This window comes from Porphyromonas sp. oral taxon 275, from assembly GCF_018127745.1.
Classification (GTDB): domain Bacteria; phylum Bacteroidota; class Bacteroidia; order Bacteroidales; family Porphyromonadaceae; genus Porphyromonas.
The window spans coordinates 755,716-777,570 of record NZ_CP072333.1; the positions used below are offsets into that span (position 1 = coordinate 755,716).

14 protein-coding genes and 2 tRNA genes are annotated in these 21,855 nt (G+C 61.4%); 4 read left to right on the forward strand and 12 right to left on the reverse strand.

What is annotated here, in order from left to right:
• Positions 1 to 17: 17 nt before the first annotated feature.
• Positions 18 to 602, reverse strand: coding sequence for an RNA polymerase sigma factor (locus tag J4862_RS03055; protein ID WP_211789270.1), 585 nt, complete (start codon positions 600 to 602; stop codon positions 18 to 20).
• Between the two features lie 684 nt (positions 603 to 1,286).
• Here J4862_RS03055 and J4862_RS03060 point away from each other — a divergent pair.
• Together J4862_RS03060 and lptB are read left to right on the forward strand one after the other, a co-directional pair.
• Entirely contained in the window at positions 1,287 to 2,120 is an 834-nt protein-coding gene (locus tag J4862_RS03060; protein WP_211789271.1) for an enoyl-ACP reductase, read from the forward strand.
• 78 nt (positions 2,121 to 2,198) lie between these two features.
• Entirely contained in the window at positions 2,199 to 2,945 is a 747-nt protein-coding gene (lptB, locus tag J4862_RS03065) for an LPS export ABC transporter ATP-binding protein (protein WP_211789272.1), read from the forward strand.
• A gap of 207 nt (positions 2,946 to 3,152) precedes the next feature.
• On the opposite strand, the gene J4862_RS03070 is transcribed toward lptB, so the two are convergent.
• The 11 genes from J4862_RS03070 to J4862_RS03120 form a co-directional block, all read right to left on the reverse strand.
• Entirely contained in the window at positions 3,153 to 5,834 is a 2,682-nt protein-coding gene (locus J4862_RS03070) for a transglutaminase family protein (RefSeq protein WP_211789273.1), read from the reverse strand.
• A 22-nt stretch (positions 5,835 to 5,856) separates the two neighbouring features.
• Positions 5,857 to 6,606 (reverse strand): copper homeostasis protein CutC, encoded by a 750-nt coding sequence (locus tag J4862_RS03075; protein ID WP_211789274.1) that lies wholly within the window; start codon positions 6,604 to 6,606, stop codon positions 5,857 to 5,859.
• The gene (locus J4862_RS03080) at positions 6,606 to 7,937 is read right to left on the reverse strand and encodes an alpha-L-fucosidase (protein WP_211789275.1); all 1,332 of its coding nucleotides are present in this window, start codon (positions 7,935 to 7,937) and stop codon (positions 6,606 to 6,608) included. The genes J4862_RS03075 and J4862_RS03080 overlap by 1 nt, the downstream gene beginning before the upstream one ends.
• Positions 7,938 to 8,718: 781 nt before the next feature.
• On the reverse strand, positions 8,719 to 10,617 hold the full coding sequence (rho, locus tag J4862_RS03085; protein ID WP_211789276.1) for a transcription termination factor Rho: 1,899 nt from the start codon (positions 10,615 to 10,617) through the stop codon (positions 8,719 to 8,721).
• Between the two features lie 185 nt (positions 10,618 to 10,802).
• Positions 10,803 to 10,876: transfer RNA gene (locus J4862_RS03090), tRNA-Arg, on the reverse strand.
• Positions 10,877 to 11,091: 215 nt separating this feature from the next.
• A tRNA-Leu gene (locus tag J4862_RS03095) sits at positions 11,092 to 11,175 on the reverse strand.
• Between the two features lie 464 nt (positions 11,176 to 11,639).
• Complete coding sequence (locus J4862_RS03100) at positions 11,640 to 12,824, reverse strand: cytochrome d ubiquinol oxidase subunit II (RefSeq protein ID WP_211789277.1); 1,185 nt, start codon at positions 12,822 to 12,824, stop codon at positions 11,640 to 11,642.
• A gap of 29 nt (positions 12,825 to 12,853) precedes the next feature.
• Positions 12,854 to 14,434 (reverse strand): cytochrome ubiquinol oxidase subunit I, encoded by a 1,581-nt coding sequence (locus J4862_RS03105; protein ID WP_211789278.1) that lies wholly within the window; start codon positions 14,432 to 14,434, stop codon positions 12,854 to 12,856.
• A 66-nt stretch (positions 14,435 to 14,500) separates the two neighbouring features.
• Positions 14,501 to 14,758, reverse strand: a complete 258-nt coding sequence (locus J4862_RS03110) for a DUF4492 domain-containing protein (RefSeq protein ID WP_211789279.1) — start codon at positions 14,756 to 14,758, stop codon at positions 14,501 to 14,503.
• Positions 14,759 to 14,871: 113 nt separating this feature from the next.
• Positions 14,872 to 15,795, reverse strand: coding sequence for a tRNA epoxyqueuosine(34) reductase QueG (gene queG, locus J4862_RS03115; RefSeq protein WP_211789534.1), 924 nt, complete (start codon positions 15,793 to 15,795; stop codon positions 14,872 to 14,874).
• 59 nt (positions 15,796 to 15,854) lie between these two features.
• Positions 15,855 to 16,844: a hypothetical protein gene (locus J4862_RS03120; protein WP_211789280.1), complete on the reverse strand. Its 990-nt coding sequence runs from the start codon at positions 16,842 to 16,844 to the stop codon at positions 15,855 to 15,857.
• Positions 16,845 to 17,350: 506 nt separating this feature from the next.
• On the opposite strand from J4862_RS03120, the gene uvrA reads away from it, so the two are divergent.
• Positions 17,351 to 20,185, forward strand: coding sequence for an excinuclease ABC subunit UvrA (gene uvrA, locus J4862_RS03125; RefSeq protein WP_211789281.1), 2,835 nt, complete (start codon positions 17,351 to 17,353; stop codon positions 20,183 to 20,185).
• Positions 20,186 to 20,214: 29 nt separating this feature from the next.
• Complete coding sequence (locus J4862_RS03130; RefSeq protein WP_211789282.1) at positions 20,215 to 21,639, forward strand: SWIM zinc finger family protein; 1,425 nt, start codon at positions 20,215 to 20,217, stop codon at positions 21,637 to 21,639.
• The last annotated feature ends 216 nt before the right edge of the window (positions 21,640 to 21,855 follow it).

The following is a 21,855-nucleotide window of genomic DNA, read 5'->3' on the forward strand; positions in this document are numbered from 1 at the left end:
GGGGGTGGGGGAGCGGCTTAGGCCTGGATATGGCGGCGCAGATGTGCTAGTGCATAGCGCATGCGCCCCAGGGCGGTGTTGATACTGACGTTGGTCTTCTCGGCGATCTCCTTGAAGCTCAGTTCCTCCCAGTAGCGTAGGCGGATGACCTCGCGCTGCTCGGGGGATAGCTTCGCCAGCCCCCTAGAGAGCTCGCTGATATGCTCGTGACGGATCAGCTGCTCCTCCGCCGACAGCTCGTCCGAGGAGAGCTGTAGCGTGAAGAGTGCTTCGTCGGCACTCTGCGTATCCTCGATCATCTGCTCCTGTCCGCGCGTCTTGAGGCGGCGGTAGTGGTCGATGATGAGGTTATGGGCGATGCGGGAGATCCAGCTCTTGAACTTCCCCTCAGCCGAATAGCGCCCCTGACGGATGGTTGTCATGACCTTGATGAAGGTATCCTGGAAGATATCTTCGGCTAGGTCCTCGTCCTGCACCGAGTAGCGGATGTAGGTGTGGACGTAGGAGTCGTATCGGTGGAGTAGTTCGTTGAACGCCTCGTTGCATCCTGTAGCGTAGAGCTGTACCAGCTGGTCGTCGCTCTGACTTGCATATCTTCTCATTGTCGTCTGGGTATTTGTCCCAGCCCTCTTGCACCGCGGGGCGCACTAGAGCCGGGGTGAGTCCGACTTACTTACTTGTTTTAGATATGTACAGTTGCTTCTATAGGCAGTTCCTTCTTGTTACTGGGGTAAGACTTATATCGTGTAGTTGTGACCCTACACTTAGCACAAATTAAAGCATATATTTCGACTTTTCAAAATCTAAGGCCGCCTTTGCCCTTTTGGGGCAGTGCCTGCAGCGCGGCTGTTGAGGCTATATGCTCGCGTGCGGCTACTCCCAGAGCTCGCCTCCCACGCGCGAACGCACCGTATACAATGGAGAAGTCTTCCCTGCCTTGTCTCTGCCCTTGCTGACTGATATCCCTCAAGCAGCTGACTGATACCCATCAGCGTGCTGACTGGCGTCCCTCAGGGAGCTGACTGATATCCCTCAGCGGCCTGAGGAGTAGGCGGGTGCTTCTTGGGGCCTTGGGCACATGGCTTTAGCCTGCCTTTCTCTTTGTCCTTAGCCTAGGGAGTTCCTGTACTGGAGGCCGAGAGGGAGGAGCTCCCTCCCTTGGTTTAGGCTACTCGGCCAGGTAATAGCGGAGTGCATCCGAAGCCTTGTCCTAGCGGGCTTGCACATTTTTTGTATCTTTGTGCTATAGTCATTACGATCATTCAATAACAAAATACAAGCTACTTATGAGCTACAATCTGCTAGCAGGTAAGAAGGGGATCATCTTCGGTGCCCTCAACGAACAGTCCATTGCATGGCGCGTCGCAGAGCGTGCCGTAGAGGAGGGTGCTGAGATCATCCTGACCAATACCGCTGTAGCCGTCCGCATGGGACAGCTCAACGAACTGGGTGAGAAGCTCGGCGCTAAGGTCGTCCCCGCAGACGCTACCAAGGAGGAAGAACTCGAGGTCGTCTTCCAGGAGGCGATCAAGTCCTTCGGCAAGGTCGACTTCGTCCTGCACTCCATCGGCATGAGCCCCAATGTACGTAAGGGCCGCTCCTACGATGACCTCGACTACAAGATGCTCCAGACGACCTTCGACATCTCGGCCGTCTCCTTCCACAAGATGCTCCAGGTGGCGAAGAAGCTGGACGCCATCGCCGAGGGGGGCTCGGTCGTCGCACTGACCTACGTAGCGGCACAGCGTACCTTCGTAGGCTATGGCGATATGGCCGATGCCAAGAGCCTGCTCGAGTCCATCGCTCGTAGCTTCGGCTACATCTATGGCCGTGAGAAGGGCGTGCGTATCAATACCGTCTCTCAGTCGCCTACGGTCACGACTGCAGGTAGTGGGGTCAAGGGCATGAGCGACCTCCTGGACTTCGCTCAGGACCTCTCGCCCCTGGGCAATGCCGACGCCAACGACTGCGCTGACTACTGCATCACGCTCTTCAGCGACCTGACGCGCAAGGTCACGATGCAGAACCTCTTCAACGACGGGGGCTTCAGCTCCATGGGGATGAGCCTCGATGCCATCGAGGTCTTCGCTGAGGGTCGTGCCGCTCGTCAGGCTAAGTAAATAGGCTACACGCTTAGCGCCTCCGCCGGTCTCACGCGTAGACTGACGGAGGCGCTTTGCCTTATCCATGCTCGCTATATGATACTACGTACAGAGAACCTCGTCAAGCGCTACCGCACACGTACCGTGGTCAATCACGTGTCCATCCAAGTAGGGCAAGGGGAGATCGTCGGGCTCCTCGGTCCCAATGGGGCGGGTAAGACGACGACCTTCTACATGACCGTGGGGCTCGTCGTGCCCAACGAGGGGCGCATCTTCCTCGACGATGAGGACATCACGAAGTATCCCGTCTATCAGCGTGCCCGCGCAGGCATCGGCTACCTAGCGCAGGAGGCCTCGGTCTACCGCCGTATGTCGGTGGAGGACAATATCCTCTCGGTACTGGAGTTCACCGACCGCACGAAGGCCGAGCAGCAGGCGCGTCTGGAGGAGCTCATCGCGGAGTTTCGCCTAGAGAAGGTACGCACTAACCAAGGTAACCGCCTCTCTGGGGGCGAGCGCCGCCGTGCTGAGATCGCGCGCTGCCTGGCCATTGACCCTAAGTTCATCATGCTGGACGAGCCCTTCGCTGGGGTAGACCCTATCGCGGTGCAGGACATCCAGAGCATCGTGGCGCAGCTCAAGCATAAGAACATCGGCATCCTCATCACCGACCACAACGTCTACGAGACGCTGAGCATCACCGATAGGGCCTACCTCCTCTTCGAGGGTAAGGTGCTCTACGAGGGTACGGCCGAGCAGCTGGCGGAGAACGAAGTCGTCCGCGAGAAGTACCTCGGTAAGGACTTCCAGCTCCGTCGTCGTACCTTCGACGTCAAGCCCTAGCGCGGACACCCCGCCTCGGGGAGCCTTCCTCCCCCGCTCCTCCGAGCAGCACCGAGCCCTAGGTGCAAGTGCCTCCCGAGCACTCCTAAGGGCATAAGAAAAGTGGCTAATCTTTCTGCAGAAAGATTAGCCACTTTTTGTCAAAAGATTAGCCACTTTTCGTCGAAGGCTAAGCGAGCGCGTGCGGCAAGCCTTCGGTGGGGGCGCTTAGTCCTTGGTGCAACCACCGCGCTCGCAGGCGGAGCTGGCCTGGGTCAGGCGCGTGAGCGTCTCCCTCAGCTGGCGTCCCAGGCCGATCGTATAGCCCTGCGAGACGAAGACCACGCGGTCGAAGGTGTCGGCCACGACGATGATGGGGTAGAGGCCTGCGCGTAGCTTGAAGCGCTCGGTCAGCTGCTTGGCCAGACCCTCCGTATCGAGGCCGAAGAAGGTCTGCTGCGGTAGACCTGCGCGGTCCTCGGGACGGTAGCCTGCCGCTGCGGTGCTGTCGGGGAATAGGAGGGCGATGGGACGGCCGAGCTGCTCCAGCGCGGGGGCCTCGCCGATGAGATCGCGGAGGGCGTGCTTGGTCGGCTCGCTGCCCGCATCCATGAGGCAGAGGACGTAGTAGCCGCGACCCGTGCTGCTCAGCAGGCTTCGCTCCTCACCCGCGGGGCTTAGCTTCTTATCCTCGCCAAGGCTGAGGGGACGGTAGCGGCTCTCGGAGCTGAAGTTGCCCAGCACAGCGATGGCGGTGCTGTCGCGGCGCATCACGAGGCTGTCGCTATGCTCCTGTCCTGCCTTGATGTCGAGGCTACGCAGCTGGGCCAGTACGCTGCCGTCCGCTAGGCGCGAGCCCGAGACGAGGAGGTACTGCCCCGCGTCGAGCTTGGTGCCGCGCTTGAAGGTAGGACGCCAGGCGCTGCCTTGCTCCAGTCCGTTGGCATCCTCGTCGTAGCTCAGTAGGTGCAGACGCCCCGAGCGGTCGAAGCGGCTCAAGGTGAAGTGGTAGTAGTACTTTGGGTTGTCTAGGATGCCGTTGTCCTGGTAGGCCAGGCGAAGTGTCCCCTGCGGGCTGACCGAGCTAGCTGCGGCAGCCTCCTCGAGGGCGAAGTCCTGCCACTGACCCTCGTGGTAGTACTGCGCCTTCCCCGTGACGGGCTCGAGGCGCGCCGCCCAGCCGCAGCTGCGCAGGAGCGAGAGGCAGAGCAGCGTCCGCGAATGGCTGTCAGCGCGGCGACTACGCCATACCTGCAGCGGCTCGGTGGGGTAGCCGAGCGGGTTGAAGTCCTTGTCCAGCGCGATCTCCTTGCGACACCAAGCGACGATCGCCTCGGGGCTGCGGTCGAACTGCTGCCTGAGCTCGCTCGGGAGCGCCTGCCGTAGCGCCGCCTTGTAGGGCGTCAGCGCCTCGTGAGCAAAGCGTGGGTTGTAGACATAGCGCATGCAGAGGGCGCTGTCAGCCGCGATGCTGGGCTGGGGCTGGCTATGCTGGAGGTGGTCACGCAGCACGGCTAAGGGCACGTCACGCAGGTCCTTGGCCGAGAGCACGTAGAGCAGGGCGCGGGCCTTAGCCTTGTCTGTTGACTCCTCGACGAACTGCCTCAGGACGCCCACATTGGCTCGGGCATCGAGGCCGAAGACCTGCTCGGCGCGTAGGCTGTCCAGGTAGCGGGTGCGTAGGCTGTCCTCCCAGGCGAAGCGCTGAGTATTGCGCTGGCGTGCCTCGGCGCTGACCTCGGGATAGCGTGCCGCCTCGCTCGGAGGCGTCAGCTTGAGGTCGAGCTGTAGCCGTTCGCCTGCCTGATGATCGAGCACGAGGCGCACGGCCTTATCCTGACCGAAGCGTATCTGCTTCAGCCCATAGACATAGCTCGAGCCCTTAGGCTGGCTGGCGTAGGCGATGAGGTCGCCCTGACCCGAGGTGAAGCGCGTGCGTCCCTGGGCGTCACAGCGCTGGCGCGCCACGGTGTAGAGCTCGCCGTAGTTGTACAGCTTGAACTCCACCTCGGCGTGCGGTACAGGTCGGCCCTTCGTATCCCGTACCTCCACGAGGCAGGTCGCCGCATGGGCGTAGCCCTCGATGACGTTGATCTCGGTGTAGGTCGGCGTGCGGCTGATGACGGGCTCGGGCCCATCGTAGTGCCCGAAGGCCTTGGTATGGACGAGTATCGCGCGGGACACGGGGGCATTGAACCACGCTAGGTCCAGCACGGGCTCAGGCTCGCAAGCGCCGAGGAAGTGCCAGCGGCCATCGACCCAAGCCTCGACCCAAGCATGGTTGTCATCCGTATGCGCCCAGCGTGGCGTATAGACCTGGCGGGCAGGGATGCCTATGGTGCGCAGGGCGGCCACCAAGAGCGTCGATTCCTCTCCACAGCGTCCCGTCGCCGAGGCAAGGGTACAGAGCGGCGAGGAGGTGCGCGCGTCGCTGGGGTTGTAGGTCACGTGCTCGTGGCACCAGTGGTTGACCTCAAGGATGGCCTCACGGAGGCTGAGCCTGCGCACACGATCTCGTAGCTCGGTGTAGCGAGCGGTGCGGAAGTCGTCGAGCGCCTCATTATTGACGCGCAGGGGCAGGACGAAGTGCCGCCACTCGCGCTCGGGGATCGCCTTGCCCCAAGGCAGCTCCTGGCGTGCCCGCAAGGTCGTGCGGACGTTGGCCAGATAGTACTCCCCGCTGCGGTTCAGTAGGTCACTGGAGGGCATATAGGCGTAGAGGAACTCTAGGGCGGAGCGCTCAGCGGGCTGGAGTTGCTGCTGGAAGATATCGAAGAAGCCGCCTCGGGGGAAGCTGCGCTGCTTCAGGGCGAAGTCCTGCTGCAGCTGCGTCGTGCGCGCCTTCGGCGTCTGGGCACCTAGTGTGAGCGGCAGGCTGAGGAGCCCGAGGCTAAGGAGAAGAGCTTTCATAGTGTAGGGATGAGGGATGATCTTAGGGAAGCTGCTCGAGTGCCAGGTGGGCAGCGCGTATCTTGCTCGGGTCGGTGAGGAGCTGGGCGTATTCGTCCACGCCGTTTCCACCACCCATGCTGACCCGAGGGTTGCGGTAGCGCATGGCACTGGCTACGGGGCTACGCGCAGAGAGGTGCAGCTCGTGGGCCCCTGTCTCTAGGGCTACCTGCTGGATGTTCTCGGGCGTGATGCCGCCGCCTGGCATGATGCGGATGCGCCCAGCGGAGCGCTCCACGAGCTGACGCAGCAGCGGCGCACCCTCGAGGGCTGTAGGGGCTGCCCCCGAGCTGAGGACCCGCTGACAGCCGAGGGCGATGATGTCCTCCAGCGCCTCGAGCGGGTCACGGCACATATCGATGGCGCGGTGGAAGGTTACGGGGCATCCCTCGGTAGCCGCGATGAGGCGCTCCATCAGCGGGCAGTCAATGTCCCCCTCGGGGGTCAAGGCCCCCAGGACGAAGCCGTCCACGCCGAGGGCTAGATACTGGCGGATGTCCTCCAGCATCAGCTCCTCTTCCAGTGGGCTGTAGAGGAAGTCGCCCGAGCGTGGGCGTACTAGCACGTGTAGCTTGATGTCGATGAGACGGCGTGCCAGCTTGACCTCGCCGTAGGAGGGGCTCAGGCCACCTTCGCTGAGGGCAGCGCAGAGCTCTACACGCTGAGCGCCGCCCTCCTGGGCGCGCAGGGCGCTGAGGGCGCTGCCCGCGCAGTTCTCGATCAAGTACTTCATCAGCGTAGCTCTACCTGGACGATGTAGTCGACGGCGTTGGCCGTGGAGGGTGCCTGGTCGAAGCTCAGGGTCAACCCGTCCCTGGACTGCTGGTAGCGTATGGGGCGCTGCGTGTCGTAGCTGAGGACGCGCTTGACGGGCGTGGTGAGGGGGAGCGAGAGCAGGCGGCTACTCCAGTCGAGGATGTGCAGGTAGAGGGTCTTGCCTCGCTGCGTCGTCACGCCCCACTCTTGCGGGGGGAGCAGCCCAGCGCGCACGCCTCGGACGGTCGCTCCGTAGCGCTGCATCCAGGCTCCGATCTTACTCAGGCGGTCGAGGGCAAGTGCAGGCAGGGCACCCGAGGGCTCGGGGCCGATGTTCAGCAGGAGGTTGGCGTCACGGCCTGCAGTGGATACGAGCAGGCGGATGAGCGTCGTGTCGCTCTTGTAGTTCTGGTCGGCGATCTTGTAGCCCCACATCCCGTTCATCGTCTGGCAGGTCTCCAGGGGGAGCTTGCTGATGGCTTGGCCCGAGAGCCCTGCGGTATTGGCTCCAGGGACATCGCGCTCGAACATCTGGAAGTCCTCCCCTGCGTGCGGCGTGCCGTGGTGGTTGTTCCCGATGAGGCAGCTTGGCTTGAGCTGATGGATGAGACTGTATAGAGCGGGGAAGCCCCAATCGAAGCTGGGGTTCTGATCATGGTCCCACTCGCCGTCCAGCCAGATCGCGTCGGCATCGTAGTCACGGACGAGCTCGGTGAGCTGTGCCTTCATGAAGGCATCGTAGCTCGACCACTGGCCGTGCTTGGTGCGTCCCGTACCTCGACCCGTGCGGCCGAGGGGGTAGTAGTCCTCACGGCTCCAATCGAGTAGGGAGTAGTAGATATGGAAGCCCAGTCCATGGCGGCGGCAGGCATCGTGCAGCTCGCGTAGTACATCGCGGCGGAAGGGCGTGGCGCGTACCATATTATAGTCACTCTGCTTCGTGTCCCAGAGGGAGAAGCTGTCGTGATGACGTGAGGTGATGGTCAGGTAGCCTGCACCCGAGGCCTTGATCGCCTTTACCCAAGCATCGGCGTCGAAGCGGCTGGGGTAGAAGCCCGCTGCTGCCTTGGCATACTCGGCGTGATTGATATTCGCAACGGTCATGTACCACTCGCCCTGCGCAAAGGTGCTGTAGAGCCCCCAGTGGAGGAAGATGCCGAAGCCGTGGTCACGGAAGGCTTTGCGTGCCTCTAGATTACTTTGGCTGGGCTGGTAGTTGCTTTGGGCATGGCCGAGGAAAGAGACGCCGAGCGCTGCTGCCAGGAGTAGGCTGCGTGCCTTGCGGCCTCGAGGTGTAGACTTACTCATGATGTACTAAGATGTTTGATGGTATCCAAAGGTACTTAATCTTGGCGAGAGCTCGCCTAAGCTCCAGTACCGACGCGTCAGCAGACTAAGTGCCATATGCCTAGCTTGTCGCTGGGCGCTCACGTATGGTCGTATAGCGTGGCGCTCACTTAATCCTCAGAGAGCAGTTGTCAGATGGAGCTAAGCCCCTATAGGGGCAATCCCTCTAGAGCCCAGGGTGCGTAGCCCTGTAAGGGCGACCAAACCCTGGGTAGCCTTCATCAATAAGGATAGAGCCCTACAGGGGCGACCCACAAAGTGGTCGTAGCGTTGTAGCTGTACGGCTCTGATCTCGCTTTGCTCCGTTTGGATGGTCGCCCCTGTAGGGCTCTCCATGTATGGGGCTCTTTCTCCCAGGGTTCCGTCAGGCTTACAGCCTTCCCTCACCCTGGGCTTTGGACGGGTCGCCCCGCAGGGGCTTGCGCAGCCGCTGGTAGCCTATGGGCATGCGGGACTACAGCCAGCTGAGTTCCTTGTCCGAGCGCTCTGGGGGATAGCCCTCATAGAGCTGACTGATACCCCTTAGCCTCCTGACTGGCGGCACTTAGCCTCCTGACTGATATCCCTCAGAAGAGCGCTCCCTTATCCCCCGCATTGCTTAGCCTCCGAGCGGGGAAGACGCTCGGGGGGACTTAGCCTCCGTAGCACGAGGGCATGGAGGAGGCGGAGCAAAAGAAAGCAGGGCGGTATACGCTCGCTGCGTATACCGCCCTGCTTGGTAGGGGGAAGAGGCTTCGGAGGCCTAGCTATTGGCTTCGGCGAAGAACTCCTCGTTGTTCTTGGTGCGGAGCATGAGCCCCTTGACACGCTCGAGGGCCTCGATGGGGTTCATCTCGGAGAGTACCTTGCGCACGCCCCACATGAGGGTGCCGGTCTTGTCGCCCAGCAGGAGGTCGTCGCGGCGCGTGCTGCTGGCCACCAGGTCGATGGCGGGGAAGATACGCTTGTTCGCCAGGCGACGGTCGAGCTGCAGCTCCATGTTACCCGTCCCCTTGAACTCCTCGAAGATGACGTCATCCATCTTGGAGCCCGTCTCCTGCAGCGCTGTGGCGAGGATGGTGAGGCTACCGCCACCGCGGATGTTGCGCGCAGCACCGAAGAAGCGCTTAGGCTTCTGCAGCGCATTGGCATCGACCCCACCGGAGAGTACCTTACCCGAGGCAGGCTGTACCGTATTGTAGGCACGTGCCAGGCGGGTGATGGAGTCAAGGAGGATGACGACATCCTGACCACTCTCGACCATGCGCTTAGCCTTGTTGAGGACGATCTCGGCGATCTTGACGTGGCGCTCGGCAGGCTCGTCGAAGGTCGAGGCTATGACCTCAGCATTGACGCTCGTGGCCATATCGGTGACCTCCTCGGGACGCTCGTCGATGAGCAGGATGATCATGTAGACCTCGGGGTGATTGGCAGCGATGGCGTTGGCGATATTCTTCAGCAGCATCGTCTTACCCGTCTTGGGCTGCGCTACGATGAGGCCGCGCTGTCCCTTACCGATGGGGGCGAAGAGGTCGACGATACGCATAGCCGTCTTGTCCTGGACTGCGGGGCTATTGCCTGCGGCGAGGTTGAACTTCTCCTCGGGGAAGATCGGTGTCAGGTGGTCGAAGGGTACGCGGTCGCGCATCTCGGCGGGCGTACGGCCGTTGACACGGGTGATCTTGTCGAAGGGGAAGTACTTGTCCCCCTCCTGAGGAGGACGGATGAAGCCTTCGACGAGGTCACCAGGACGGAGGCTCCACTGCTTGACCTGGGCGGCCGAGAGGTATATATCGTCGGGTGAGGGCAGGTAGTTGTAGTCTGCCGAGCGTAGGAAGCCGTAGCCGTCGGGGAGAATCTCGAGGACGCCGCTGCACTCGAGGATACCCTCGAAGTTGAACTCGGGCTGCTGCACGGGCTGCGTGCGAGGCGCATTAGAGCGCTGTGCAGGGCCTGCGTTGTTGCTTGCCTTGGGCTCGGGACGCTGGGGCTTGGCGGGGGTGTTGAAGGCTGGGAGCACCTGGTCGAGTACGGACTTGCTGTCCTTGTGGCGGAAGACCATCTGCGCGGGGCTAGGGCTGGCCGCTGCCTCGGTCTCGCTCGTGCTGGGCTCCTTAGGGCTCTCTGTCTGCTCGCTGGGCTCAGCGCTCGCGGCTACCGCACGCTGGCTGCGCTGGCCGCGGCTTCGGCTCTGGCTAGACTTAGGGGCTGGCTGCGCGCTGCTGGCTCCCTCGGGCTGAGGGGCTGCGACGCTCTCGGGAGTAGCTTCCTCCTCGGAGGCCTTAGCTACGGCCTCAAGGGCCTGGTTGCGCTCCTGCTCGGCACGGGCGGCGAGCTCAGCCTTGGTGGGGCGTCCGCGCTTGCGCTGCTTGGGTGCGCTCTCTTCTTCGGGGGATTGAGCTTCAACAGTAGGGGCTACGGCTGTGCTCTCGGCTTGTTCTTTGGGCATTGGATTCTTAGATTTGGTTCGGCTCTTGGGGCGCTCGGAGCTGCGCTTGACCGTCTGGGTCTCCGCGATGGAGGTAGCCTGCTGGTCGAGGATGCCGTAGATGAGCGCTTGCTTATCGGCGTAGTCCCCGAGCTTCATGCTCAGCTCTTCGGCGATGCTATTGAGCTCCTCTTGGCTTTTGGCCAGTAGCTCAGTGATGTTGTATCGTTGCATATGTGTGAATATAACGTCGGTGCTTGGTGACGAGACTGACGCTAGAGGGACAAGCCGCCTGTCAGATAGGCGCTGCCACGGGCTCTAGGATCCCTAGCCCAAGGCCTCCCATAGCTCTCTGGAGACGATAGTTGAGGATGTATAAGCGGGAGGGGAAAGGGGGGGAGGGATGCGTATCCGTCGAGTGATTGGGCTGGGATTCGAACCCAGGACCGATAGCTTAGAAGGCTATTGCTCTATCCAGCTGAGCTACCCAACCATCATATCTCTCACTGCGCTGTATAGTAGAACTGAGGACACAAGGAGAGGTGGGGACGGGAGGAGCGGTGCCTCCCAATTGCACGGCAAAGGTATCAATAATTGAGGACTTTGGCAAATGCTCGCCCAGGAGCGGGCCTGAGGACTAGCTGAGGCAAAGAGCCCCGAGTGCCACAGGGCGCTCGGGGCTCATCCTTAATCAGGCTCGTGCTGCTGTACCCAGAGCCGGGCTCGAACCGGCACAGCCTAATTGGCTAAGGGAGTTTAAGTCCCTCGTGTCTACCATTTCACCATCTGGGCATCGCTGGCGCAAAGGTAGCCCAATTCTGCCGTATACACAATAGCGGGAGCGAGGGAGGCTTGGCGTGAGGGCTAAGACTTCCTTTGACTTCCACCCCTCCTCGGTAGTCAAGCTCAGGGCAGCTAGGCCTCGGCAGATCGTGCCTATAGAGGGAGGGCTCGTGAGGGATATCGGTCAGCGTGCTGAGGAACGTCAGTCAGCCTCGTGAGGGATACCAGTCAGCCAGCTGAGGGGTATCAGTCCTGGAGCTTAGACTAAGCAGGGGCTTCGCTTCGCCTTTCTACGTATTGCGGTGAGGAGGGCTTTGTGCTGGGCAATAGACAGCACTGGGAACGTACGCGGAGGCGTGGGGAAAAACTGTGCTGATTGGGGGGGCGCCTTAAATGCGGGAGCGGCTGCAAGGATCTAGCATCTAGATCTTGCAGCCGCTCCGCTTATAGAGGGCTAGGGCTGAGGTAGCCGACTAGTAGTTGTGCCCGTGGGGATCCTCCATCTCCTTACGCGTGATCTTGTGTAGATCCAGAGCGCGCCAAGCGTAGATGATGTACGCCAGTACGAAGGGGATGAGCAGCGAGACGAAGCTCATCGTCTTGAGCGTGAAGGGGCTCGAGGAGCTGTTGCGGATGTTCAGCGAGTTGTTGATGATCTCGGGCATCTCAGGGCTGTAGGCAGGGTAGTAGGAGGTGTTGTTCCAGCCTGCGATGAGGAAGAGCGCCAGTGCGGTCAGTACCACACCGATGCCTTCGTACCAGATCCCCTTGCGGAAGCCCTCCTTGAGGAGGGTCAGTAGGATACCAGCCAGCACGAGGACCACCCCGAGGAGAAAGATCGCCAAGACGGCAGGCATCTCGACGAGATTGAGCCAGTACTTGTAGTCCACGAGGAAGGTGACGTCGGGGTTCGCTGGATCATAGGCGAAGCCCTGCTTGGTCAGCAGGAAGAAGAGGTAGCCGAGGAAGAGCAGCAGGAAGGCAGCGGCATTCCAGGCCAGCGCAGCGCGTGAGCGGCGGTAGATGGTCTCGTCATCGATGTTATTGATGAAGAAGAGCAGTGCCGTGGTGCGTGAGAGGAAGAAGATCGCCAGGCCGAAGATGACGTTCCACACGTTGAGCACCGCCTCCAGACCATGCAGTTGTAGCCCCTTATAGGGGAGCCACTCCGAGATCACCTGGCTGGCGCCCGAGAGGTCAGCGATAGCCTCCTTGTTCACCTGGAAGGTAGATCCGGTGAAGAAGGTTGACACCGCAGCTCCGAGGAGGATAGGTGCCAGGAGCCCATTGATGAAGAGGAAGGTCTGGTAGGTGCGGCTCCCGAGGACGTTCCCATTCTTATTCTGATACTCATAGGACACGGCCTGGATGATGAAACAGAAGAGAATGAGCATCCACACCCAGTAGGCACCGCCGAAGCTGGTGGAGTAGAAGAGGGGGAAGGAGGCGAAGAAGCCACCGCCGAAGACCACCAGTGTGGTGAAGGTGAATTCCCACTTGCGCCCTACGGAGTTCACCAGGAGCTTGCGCTCGAGCTGCTCCTTGCCGAGGCTGAAGAAGAGGGACTGGCCTCCCTGGACGAAGAGGAGGAAGACGAGGAGTGCCCCGAGGACCGAGATCAGGAGCCACCAGTAGGATTGGAAGAATGCGTAATCCATTGTATGCTGTGTTGCTAGAGGATTCGACTTTAGTGCTGCTCGGGGCCCGACTTGATGGCCTTGCGCATGATGTTCACCTCAGCCACGAGCATGATGGTGAAGAGCAGGGCGAAGAGCGTGAAGGTGATGATCACGGAGCTTGCCTCGATCTTGGAGATAGCTGCCTGCACGGGTAGGAGGTTCTGGATGGTCCAGGGCTGACGTCCTACCTCCGCTACGACCCAGCCTGCCTCAGTAGCGATCCAGGCCATGGGGGTCAGGATCAGGCTTATCCATAGCAGCCAGCGGGTGGACTGGAGCTTATCGTTGCGCTTGTAGGCGTACCAGGTCAGCAGTAGGTAGAGCAGTAGGAAGGCGCCGCCCAGACCGACCATAGCACGGAAGGAGTAGTAGGTCAGAGGTACATTGGGCACCGTCTCGTACTTGCTGTCGAAGTAGCCGTAGCCGTAGTAGGGGAAGTGCTCCTCGAGGATCTGACGCTGGGCCTGAGCCGCTACGCTGTCGCCCGCCTTGCGCGCCGCACGGAAGGCGTTGAGCGCGTCGATAGCCTGGCGGCCGCGCTGCATCTTCTCCTCTGCCGAGAGGGCTACCGTGCCATCGGGGAGGTGATAGCCGCCCTCGAGGATGTTGTTGATACCAGGTACGTAGTGCGTCCCATTGTTCGCGACCATGAAGGAGAGGAGGCGGGGCGCCTCGATGCTAAAGAGGTGCGAGGGCTCAGCGTCGTCGGGACGCTGCTTGGAGGGGTTGAGGACGCCGATGATACCAAGGCCTACGCCTTCACCATCAGCGGTGTGGCCGTCTGCGGTGCTCTTGCCCGTGTCGTAGATGGCCTCCATGGCGGCGAGCTTCATTGGCTGATTCTTCGCTACGTCTACGGCAGAGAGGTGTCCCGTCTCAGCTGAGAGGATAGCTGCCAGCAGGCCAAAGGGAGCGATGATCTTGAGGTTGCGACGAGCGAAGTCCGTGTGGTGGCCACGCAGCAGATAGAGGGCGCATATCCCAAGGGCAAAGAAGCTCCCCAGTGTCCACGAGGTCGTGACGGTGTGGAGGAACTTGATGACTGCCGTCGGTGACAGAGCTACGGCCCAGAAGTCGTGCATCTCGTTGCGCATCGTCTCGGGGTTGAAGATCATCCCCTGGGGGTTCTGCATCCAGGCATTGGCTATGAGGATCCATACGGCCGAGATGGTCGCACCGACGATGGTGAGCCAGGAGGAGGCCAGGTGGAAGCCCTTGCTGACCTTGCCCCAGCCGAAGAACATCACGGCGATGAAGGTCGACTCCATGAAGAAGGCCAAGATGCCCTCGATGGCGAGAGGCGCGCCGAAGATGTCTCCGACGAACCAGCTATAGTTGGACCAGTTCGTCCCGAACTGGAACTCAAGGATAATCCCCGTGGCGACGCCGATAGCGAAGTTGATCCCGAAGAGCTTCTGCCAGAACTGTGCTGACTTCTTCCAGAAGGGGTCACCGGTACGGTAGTACTGGGTCTCAGCCAGGGACATGATGACCCCCAGCCCGAGCGTCAGCGGCACGAACAGCCAGTGGTACATAGCTGTCAGAGCAAACTGCGCACGTGACCATGCGAGTAATGATGTTACATCCATTGTAAATAGTGATTAGCGTATTGGGTTGGTTCTATTCCTTTGATATGGGCGCTGGAGGCAGCCTGTCTAGTGGCTAGGGAGGCTGTCCACAGCACGGCGCTGGATCAGTTCGTCCCCGACGACCTCGGACTTCTCTACGTGGCGCTCGGAGGCCTGCTGCTTGAGGAAGTTGGGGAAGAAGAAGGCGCGCAGCACGGCGAACATAATGAAAAGCTTGATGGCGATGATGAGCCAGAGCTTCTTGCTCGTCGGTGTGAGGCCGCGGAAGCCATCACGGTAGAGCCGGAAGGCGCGGACGAAAAAGTTTGCTTGGTCGCTACTCATTGAGTTATAGGTTTGCTAATAGGAGGGCTCTACAGGCGGTCTCCCGTCTAGGACAAAGATATGTAAAGGTGTCTGTCTGCACAAATTGCCGCCGTGCAAGGATGTCCGTCGGCTTAGTCCTCGAAGTTGGCGCGCAGGCCGCGCATCGTACGCTGTAGGCCGCTGAGACCAGCGCGCTTGACGGCTGTGCCTGCGAAGAGGGCGAGGTACTCCTCCTCACTCAGCTGGTCGAGCTGCTCTGCGGTGAGCGCTAGGAGCGCCTCGCGGGGAGCATAGTCGGCGACCGTCGTGGGACGGGCAAAGCGATTCCAGGGGCAGCACTGCTGGCAGGCATCGCAGCCATAGACGCGGCGGCCGATACGCTCCCTGAGCTCGGGCGGGATCTCGGCCTTGGACTCGATCGTGAGGTAGCTGATACAGCGACGGGCGTCGATCTTGCCGGGGTGGGTGATGGCCTCGGTGGGGCAGCTCTGGAGGCAGCGGGTGCAGCGCCCGCAGAGGGACTGCATCGGGCTGTCGGGAGGCAGGTCGATCGAGACCAACAGCTCGCCGAGGAAGAAGTAGCTGCCTGCGCGGGGGATGATCAAGAGGCTGTTCTTGCCTCGCCAGCCGAAACCTGCGCGCTCCGCCCAGTAGCGCTCCATGATGGGCGCCGAGTCGGAGAAGGCACGCCCCTCGACCTCGAGCCCTAGCCCCTCACGCATGTAGTGGAGCAGCTGGTCGAGGCGCTTCTTGACGACCTTGTGGTAGTCGCGGCCGTAGGCGTAGTAGGCGAATTGGGGTGCCTCGGGATCCTGCTTGCGCTCGGGGTAATAGTTCATGGCGACCATGATCAGCGAGCGTGTCCCAGGCAGGAGGAGGCGCGGGTCGGCCCGCAGCTCTCGGTTGCGCTGCAGGTACTCCATGGTGCCGTGGTGCCCCTCGTCGATCCACTGGTCGTAGCCCGCTAGGATCTCCTCGGGGACGGCCTCGGCTAGGGCGATGCCACAGGCTGCGAAGCCCAGGCGCCGAGCCTCCTGCTTGATCGCGTCGGCCAGCGCTTGGGCTGAGGGGAGTTGCCTATCCTCGCTGTATGCTGATGGAGGCGAGTCGGGCACTACTTGTTATGGAAGACCCAGGAGGAGCTGTAGGCACGGTGTGCCTTCACCAGCCTATTGAGGTAGTTGTAGGCTGCCGCTGCGTCGTCGAAGGAAGCCGCGGCCAGGCGGAGCGTCGAGCTGTGGCGTGAGCGCAGGGCGACGATGGCCTCAGGCTCCTCGATCTGGTGGCGCGCCTCCTCGTAGTAGCTCAGTAGACGCTCCTCGCCGCGCTCGGTAGCGATGATCACGTAGTAGCGTCCGTCGCCCGAGCTACCCCAGCGGAGACCCCTGTCAGCGGGTGCGGCGGGTGCCTCCTCTTTGGGTTGCGTCGCGAGGCTGCTGTGTCCCCAGAGGCTCTGTGCCGCCTCGGGCGTCGGGGTGAAGCCTGCCTGGAAGTATTGCTCCGTCACGGGGCTCTGCTGCCAGGGGATGAGGCTCAGGATGAGGATGATGATGGAGGCGGCATAGGCCGCGACGCGCTTGGGGATGCGTAGCTGTATGTAGTCGCGGCTGGGACGCTCGGTCTGGGGCGCCTCGTGTGCCTTGGGCAGGGGCTCGGAGCTCCCTGCAGCTGTCTCCTGCTGGAGGAGGGGGAGGGAGAGCGGACTAAGCCCGTAGGCGATACCCTGTAGGAGCTTGGAGCTGCTGTAGGGGACGAAGTTGATCTTGCCCGCTCCCGTCAGCTCGAGTGTGCCGAGTAGGGGCAGCTGATACTGCCCACGCTGTATGAGGATGTGCCGCAGCTGCTTGACCTCCTCCTCGAGGATGAGGCGCGCGCGGCGCAGCGAGATCCCCAGGAGGAGCGCATAGCGTGCCTCCAGCAGCCCATCACTGTGCTGCAGCTCCTGGCTGAAGTGGAGCTCGGCGCTCGGCGGATAGGCGAGATGCTGCTCGTGCTGGTAGCTGGCGGGGAGTGCTTCGCGGATGAAGCCCCCGAGCTGCGGCACTACGACATAGCTATGCCGAAGGAGGAGGTAGGATATTTGCTCTGCTAAGCGATTGTTCATAGATCGGAGACCCTAGCGCTCATAGTAGGCCTAGGATAGTGCAAAGATACGGCTTTTCTCGCTCTAGCCTCGCGCTAGCGGAGCAGCCCGCGCCTAGCTTAGCTCTTCGTCCCCTTTGTCTCCTGGGCTGGTCTCCCTTAGGAGAGGGAGCGTTCTAGGGATATCCCTCAGCCCGCTGAGGGATATCAGTCACGGCGCTGAGGGGTGTCAGTCAGCCTCGTGATGGATATCAGTCAGCGCGCTCACCCCTGAGGGGGAGCGGGTACGAAGGGCTTAGGCGAGACCTCCTCGAGGGTGTGAGGGGCCTTTGGCTTAGGCCGAGCTGTGGTGAGGCTTCGCTCGTGGGGAGATGCCTTGTCGGGCCTCGTCCTACGGCGAGGCGTGTGGGATGTGCGGGGGGAAGTAGCTTGGGGGCAGCGAGCTACGACGCTTTTTACTTATATTTGTATCTATAGCAGTCCTTGAGCTAAGGGGCTGCCTTGCTTTATTTGATATATCAGCTGTAGATGCAGGACTTAGAGATACGGGGAGCGCGCGTGCACAACCTCAAGAACATAGATGCCCATATTCCCCGCTATTCGCTCACGGTATTCACCGGGCTGAGCGGTAGTGGCAAGTCGTCCCTCGCCTTCGATACGATCTATGCCGAGGGCCAGCGCCGGTACATAGAGACCTTTAGCTCCTATGCCCGCGGCTTCCTCGGGGGCGGTATGGAGCGCCCCGACGTGGAGCAGATCGATGGCCTCGGGCCCGTGATCTCCATCGAGCAGAAGACGACGAACCGCAACCCGCGCTCCACGGTCGGCACCGTGACGGAGATCTACGACTTCTTCCGTCTGCTCTACGCGCGTGCTGGTGAGGCACGCTCCTACCTCACGGGGCGCCCCATGGTGCGCTATACCGAGGAGCAGATCCTAGAGCTGCTCTTGGAGCGCTACGAGGGCAAGCGGGTACTCCTCTTGGCGCCCGTGGTCAAGCAGCGTAAGGGGCACTACAAGGAGCTCTTCGAGCAGCTGCGCAAGAAGAGCTACCTCACCGTGCGTGTCGACGGCGAGCTGCGTGAGCTGACCTACGGGATGAAGCTCGACCGCTACAAGATCCATAGTGTAGAGGTGCAGACGGATAAGCTGACCATCTCGGCCAAGAATAAGGACCGCCTGCTGGCTAGCCTGAGGCTGACGCTGCGCGAGGGGGATGGCGTGATGATGGTGCAGGAGCTCGAGCACAATACCATAGCCTACTACAGCCGTCATCTGATGGATCCCGAGACGGGGCTATCCTACAGCGAACCCGCGCCGCACAACTTCTCCTTTAATTCGCCCAACGGAGCTTGCCCTCGCTGCAAGGGGATGGGGGAGATCCGCGTCATAGACCCTGCCAGCATCATCCCCGACCCAAGCAAGAGTATCTATCAGGGAGGGATCATCCCGCTAGGTAAATACAAGCGCAACCTAGTCTTTGCCCAGATCGAGGCGCTGTGCGAGCGCTACGAGCTTAGCCTCAAGACGCCGATCAAGAGCCTCCCCGAGGATCTACTCACCGAGATCCTAGAGGGGAGTTCGGAGCCCATCACCCTCGCCGACGAGCGTATGCCCGAGCTCAAGGGCATCCCCCTGAGCTACGATGGTCTCGGCGCCTACCTGATGAGTCAAGTCGAGGAGGTCGAGAGCAGTCGTGAGAGCGAGCGCTGGATGAGCCAGTTCACCAAGGGCGAGGTCTGCCCCGAGTGCCACGGTGGGCGACTGAATCAAGAGGCTCTACATTATTATATAGGGGACAAGAACCTCGGCGAGGTAGGGATGATGGAGCTGACACAGCTCACGGCCTGGATCGACGAGGTAGTGAAGGAGCTCTCGGAGTCCCAGCGACAGATCGCCACCGAGGTGCTCAAGGAGATACGCACGCGCCTCTCCTTCCTCCTAGATGTCGGGCTGGGCTACCTCTCGATGAACCGCGTGTCCTCCACCCTCTCGGGCGGTGAGAGCCAGCGCATACGTCTGGCGACGCAGATAGGGACGCAGCTCGTCGAGGTGCTCTACATCCTCGACGAGCCCAGCATCGGCCTGCACCAGCGGGACAACCTACGCCTCATCCACTCCCTGCAGAAGCTGCGCGACCTCGGCAATACCGTCATCGTCGTCGAGCACGATAAGGATATGATGCTCGAGGCCGACCATATCATCGACATGGGACCCCGTGCGGGACGCCTCGGCGGTGAGGTCGTCTTCATGGGCAGCCCTGCTGACATGATGAAGACCGAGACCCTCACAGCTCGTTATCTGCGGGGTGAGGAGGAGGTAGACGTCGAGCAGCACAAGCCGATCAGCTCTGAGAAGCTGCTCCTCAAGGGCGCACGCGGGAACAACCTCAAGGGTATCGACGTCAGCTTCCCCCTCGGTAACCTCATCTGCGTGGCTGGGGTCTCGGGTAGCGGCAAGAGTACGCTCATCAACGACACCCTATACCCCATCCTCAGCCAGAGGCTCTACGGATCGCTGCAGGAGCCCCTTGCCTATGATTCCATAGAGGGGCTGGAGCTCGTCGACAAGGTCGTGGCGGTGGATCAGGCGCCGATCGGACGCACGCCGCGCAGTAATCCCGCCACCTATACGGGCGTCTTCACCGACATCCGCAACCTCTTCGTAGGGCTTCCCGAGAGTAAGATGCGCGGTTACAAGCCTGGGCGCTTCTCCTTCAACGTCTCGGGTGGGCGCTGCGAGACCTGCTCGGGGAACGGCTACAAGACCATAGCGATGAACTTCCTCCCTGACGTCTATGCCCCCTGTGAGGTCTGCCACGGACGCCGCTACAATAGGGAGACGCTCGAGGTACGCTTCAAGGGGAAGTCCATCGCCGACGTCCTGGATATGACGATCAATGCCGCCGTTGAGTTCTTCGCCCACGTGCCTCCCATCCTCAAGAAGCTACAGGTGCTGCAGGAGGTAGGCCTAGGCTATATCAAGCTAGGGCAGTCCTCCACGACCCTCTCGGGTGGGGAGAGCCAGCGCATCAAGCTCGCCTCCGAGCTCTCCAAGCGCGATACGGGGCGCACGGTCTACATACTCGATGAGCCGACCACTGGCCTGCACTTCGAGGACATCCGCGTCCTGCTCGGCATCCTGCGCCGCCTGGTGGATCGAGGAAATACGGTCATCGTCATCGAGCACAACCTCGATGTGCTGAGGAGTGCGGACTACATCATCGAGATCGGCCTCGACGGGGGGCGGAGTGGGGGAGAACTCGTCTTTGCAGGGAGTCCCGAGGAGCTCATCAAGCGCAAGGATAGCCCCACCGCGCCCTACCTCAAGGAGGAGATGAAGGGATCCAAGAAGGCTAAGTAGGACTACACCATACAAGAAGAACACAGCTTATGAAACTAGGGAATCGCCTCTCCAACAAGATCTGCCCCGATGATATGACCATCGAGGAGTGGCAGGTAGCCCTACGCCGCGAGACGGCGCAGATGAGCAACTTCAAGGTCGAGCACCTGGATCGTAACCGCATCTGGGGCGACTACCTGGTCTCCGGAGTGACGGGTCGCTACAAGGTCGCCTTCCGTGGCGTGCAGAGCGACCGCAACTTCTGCTCCTGCCTAGACTTCCGTACCAACGGGCTGGGGACCTGCAAGCACCTCGAGGCCGTAGCGCTCTACCTGCAGGATCACGTGCCGGGCTACCCCTGGGCAGGGCTAAGCTACGCTGCCGAATACACCTCGATCTTCGTTAGCTACAAGGGGGGGCGTAGCATCCGTGTACGTATAGGGTCGTCCCATCGAGCGGAGTTCGAGCAGCTCTTCGCGGAGTACTTCGACCGTACGGGGGTACTACCGAGGACGGCCTACTACCAGCTGGATGAGATCTGTCGTAGGGCTCGGGAGATCTCACCCTCCTTCCGCTGCTACGACGACGTCCAGGACTTCGCGCGTGAGGTCGTGCACTACGATCAGTGGCAGGTGGAGCTGGACTCAGCCTATCCCGATAAGGCGATCCCCTGGGACAAGCAGGAGCTGAGCAGCCGCTACGCCCCGCTCGAGCAGCTCCTCTATGCCCTCTGCTTTCAGAGTCATGGCTTCCTGGTAGGAGACCACCACGCCTTCTACATGCACCTGGTGGCGCGCCTCGTCGAGGAGATCTATCAGGGAGAGGAGCACAAGGAGCGGGGCTACATCGTCGTCGCGACAGAGGACGAGATGATGTCCTGGCAGTCCGTCATGATGCAGTACAGCGAGTACATCACGCTGCCCGTGCAGGTGACGACCCAGGAGCACTTCATCCAGCAGCAGGAGGCGCAGCTGGGGCAGCGGGCGACCTTCGTCTACATCCACGAGGCCGACTGCCTCAAGGAGTGGAAGAACCCCCTATCCCTAGCGGTAAAGAAGCTCGAAATACGGCACCTCTACCTCCACGTCGAGAACCTACAGCACTATACGCCCGTACAGCTGTCCTCCATCCTGCAGCACATCAATCCCTTCCTCATCGGGCCCTTCTACAAGTTTATCCATACCTACCGTCCCTACTTCCCCTTGGTGGAGCAGGAGGAGCGCTTGCCCGAGGAGATACGCCCCTTCACCTTCTTCACCACGCGCCTCTTCGTGTCGGCCCCCCAGCTCCCGACCGCGGGCGATAGGCCTGCGCCTGCTAGCCTGAGCCCCGCACCCCAGCCGCAGACCCCTGAGGCTAAGGTGAGCCACTTCCTTCGAGGGCTGAGCCAGCTGCTCGAGGATCCGCGTGCGACCGAACTGCTACGTGCCCGCTTAGGGCAGCTCCTGGCTGACGAGAGCCCCGTGCAGCACTAGGACGAAGTACTTGGAAAGCTACCCTTCTGCTACGCCTCCGCGTAAGGGGCCTAAGGATACGGAGCGAGGCAATCGCCTGCAGCCCGTGCATTGAGGGATATCCTTCAGCCTCCTGAGGGACGCCCCTCACGCGGCTGACTGACGGCACTCAGCTCCCTGACTGATATCCCTCAGGAGGCCTCCCCCTTGTCCTTTAGATCCGCCATGCTTCCTTCG

What these genes read in the sequence shown, in the direction of transcription:
- J4862_RS03130 (WP_211789282.1), top strand. Translation starts at nt 20,215, where the DNA reads ATGAAACTAGGGAATCGCCTCTCCAACAAGATCTGCCCCGATGATATG.
- uvrA (WP_211789281.1), top strand. Translation starts at nt 17,351, where the DNA reads ATGCAGGACTTAGAGATACGGGGAGCGCGCGTGCACAACCTCAAGAAC.
- J4862_RS03060 (WP_211789271.1), top strand. Translation starts at nt 1,287, where the DNA reads ATGAGCTACAATCTGCTAGCAGGTAAGAAGGGGATCATCTTCGGTGCC.
- J4862_RS03075 (WP_211789274.1), bottom strand. Translation starts at nt 6,606, where the DNA reads ATGAAGTACTTGATCGAGAACTGCGCGGGCAGCGCCCTCAGCGCCCTG.
- J4862_RS03110 (WP_211789279.1), bottom strand. Translation starts at nt 14,758, where the DNA reads ATGAGTAGCGACCAAGCAAACTTTTTCGTCCGCGCCTTCCGGCTCTAC.
- J4862_RS03055 (WP_211789270.1), bottom strand. Translation starts at nt 602, where the DNA reads ATGAGAAGATATGCAAGTCAGAGCGACGACCAGCTGGTACAGCTCTAC.
- J4862_RS03120 (WP_211789280.1), bottom strand. Translation starts at nt 16,844, where the DNA reads ATGAACAATCGCTTAGCAGAGCAAATATCCTACCTCCTCCTTCGGCAT.
- J4862_RS03100 (WP_211789277.1), bottom strand. Translation starts at nt 12,824, where the DNA reads ATGGATTACGCATTCTTCCAATCCTACTGGTGGCTCCTGATCTCGGTC.
- rho (WP_211789276.1), bottom strand. Translation starts at nt 10,617, where the DNA reads ATGCAACGATACAACATCACTGAGCTACTGGCCAAAAGCCAAGAGGAG.
- J4862_RS03105 (WP_211789278.1), bottom strand. Translation starts at nt 14,434, where the DNA reads ATGGATGTAACATCATTACTCGCATGGTCACGTGCGCAGTTTGCTCTG.
- J4862_RS03070 (WP_211789273.1), bottom strand. Translation starts at nt 5,834, where the DNA reads ATGAAAGCTCTTCTCCTTAGCCTCGGGCTCCTCAGCCTGCCGCTCACA.
- lptB (WP_211789272.1), top strand. Translation starts at nt 2,199, where the DNA reads ATGATACTACGTACAGAGAACCTCGTCAAGCGCTACCGCACACGTACC.
- J4862_RS03080 (WP_211789275.1), bottom strand. Translation starts at nt 7,937, where the DNA reads ATGAGTAAGTCTACACCTCGAGGCCGCAAGGCACGCAGCCTACTCCTG.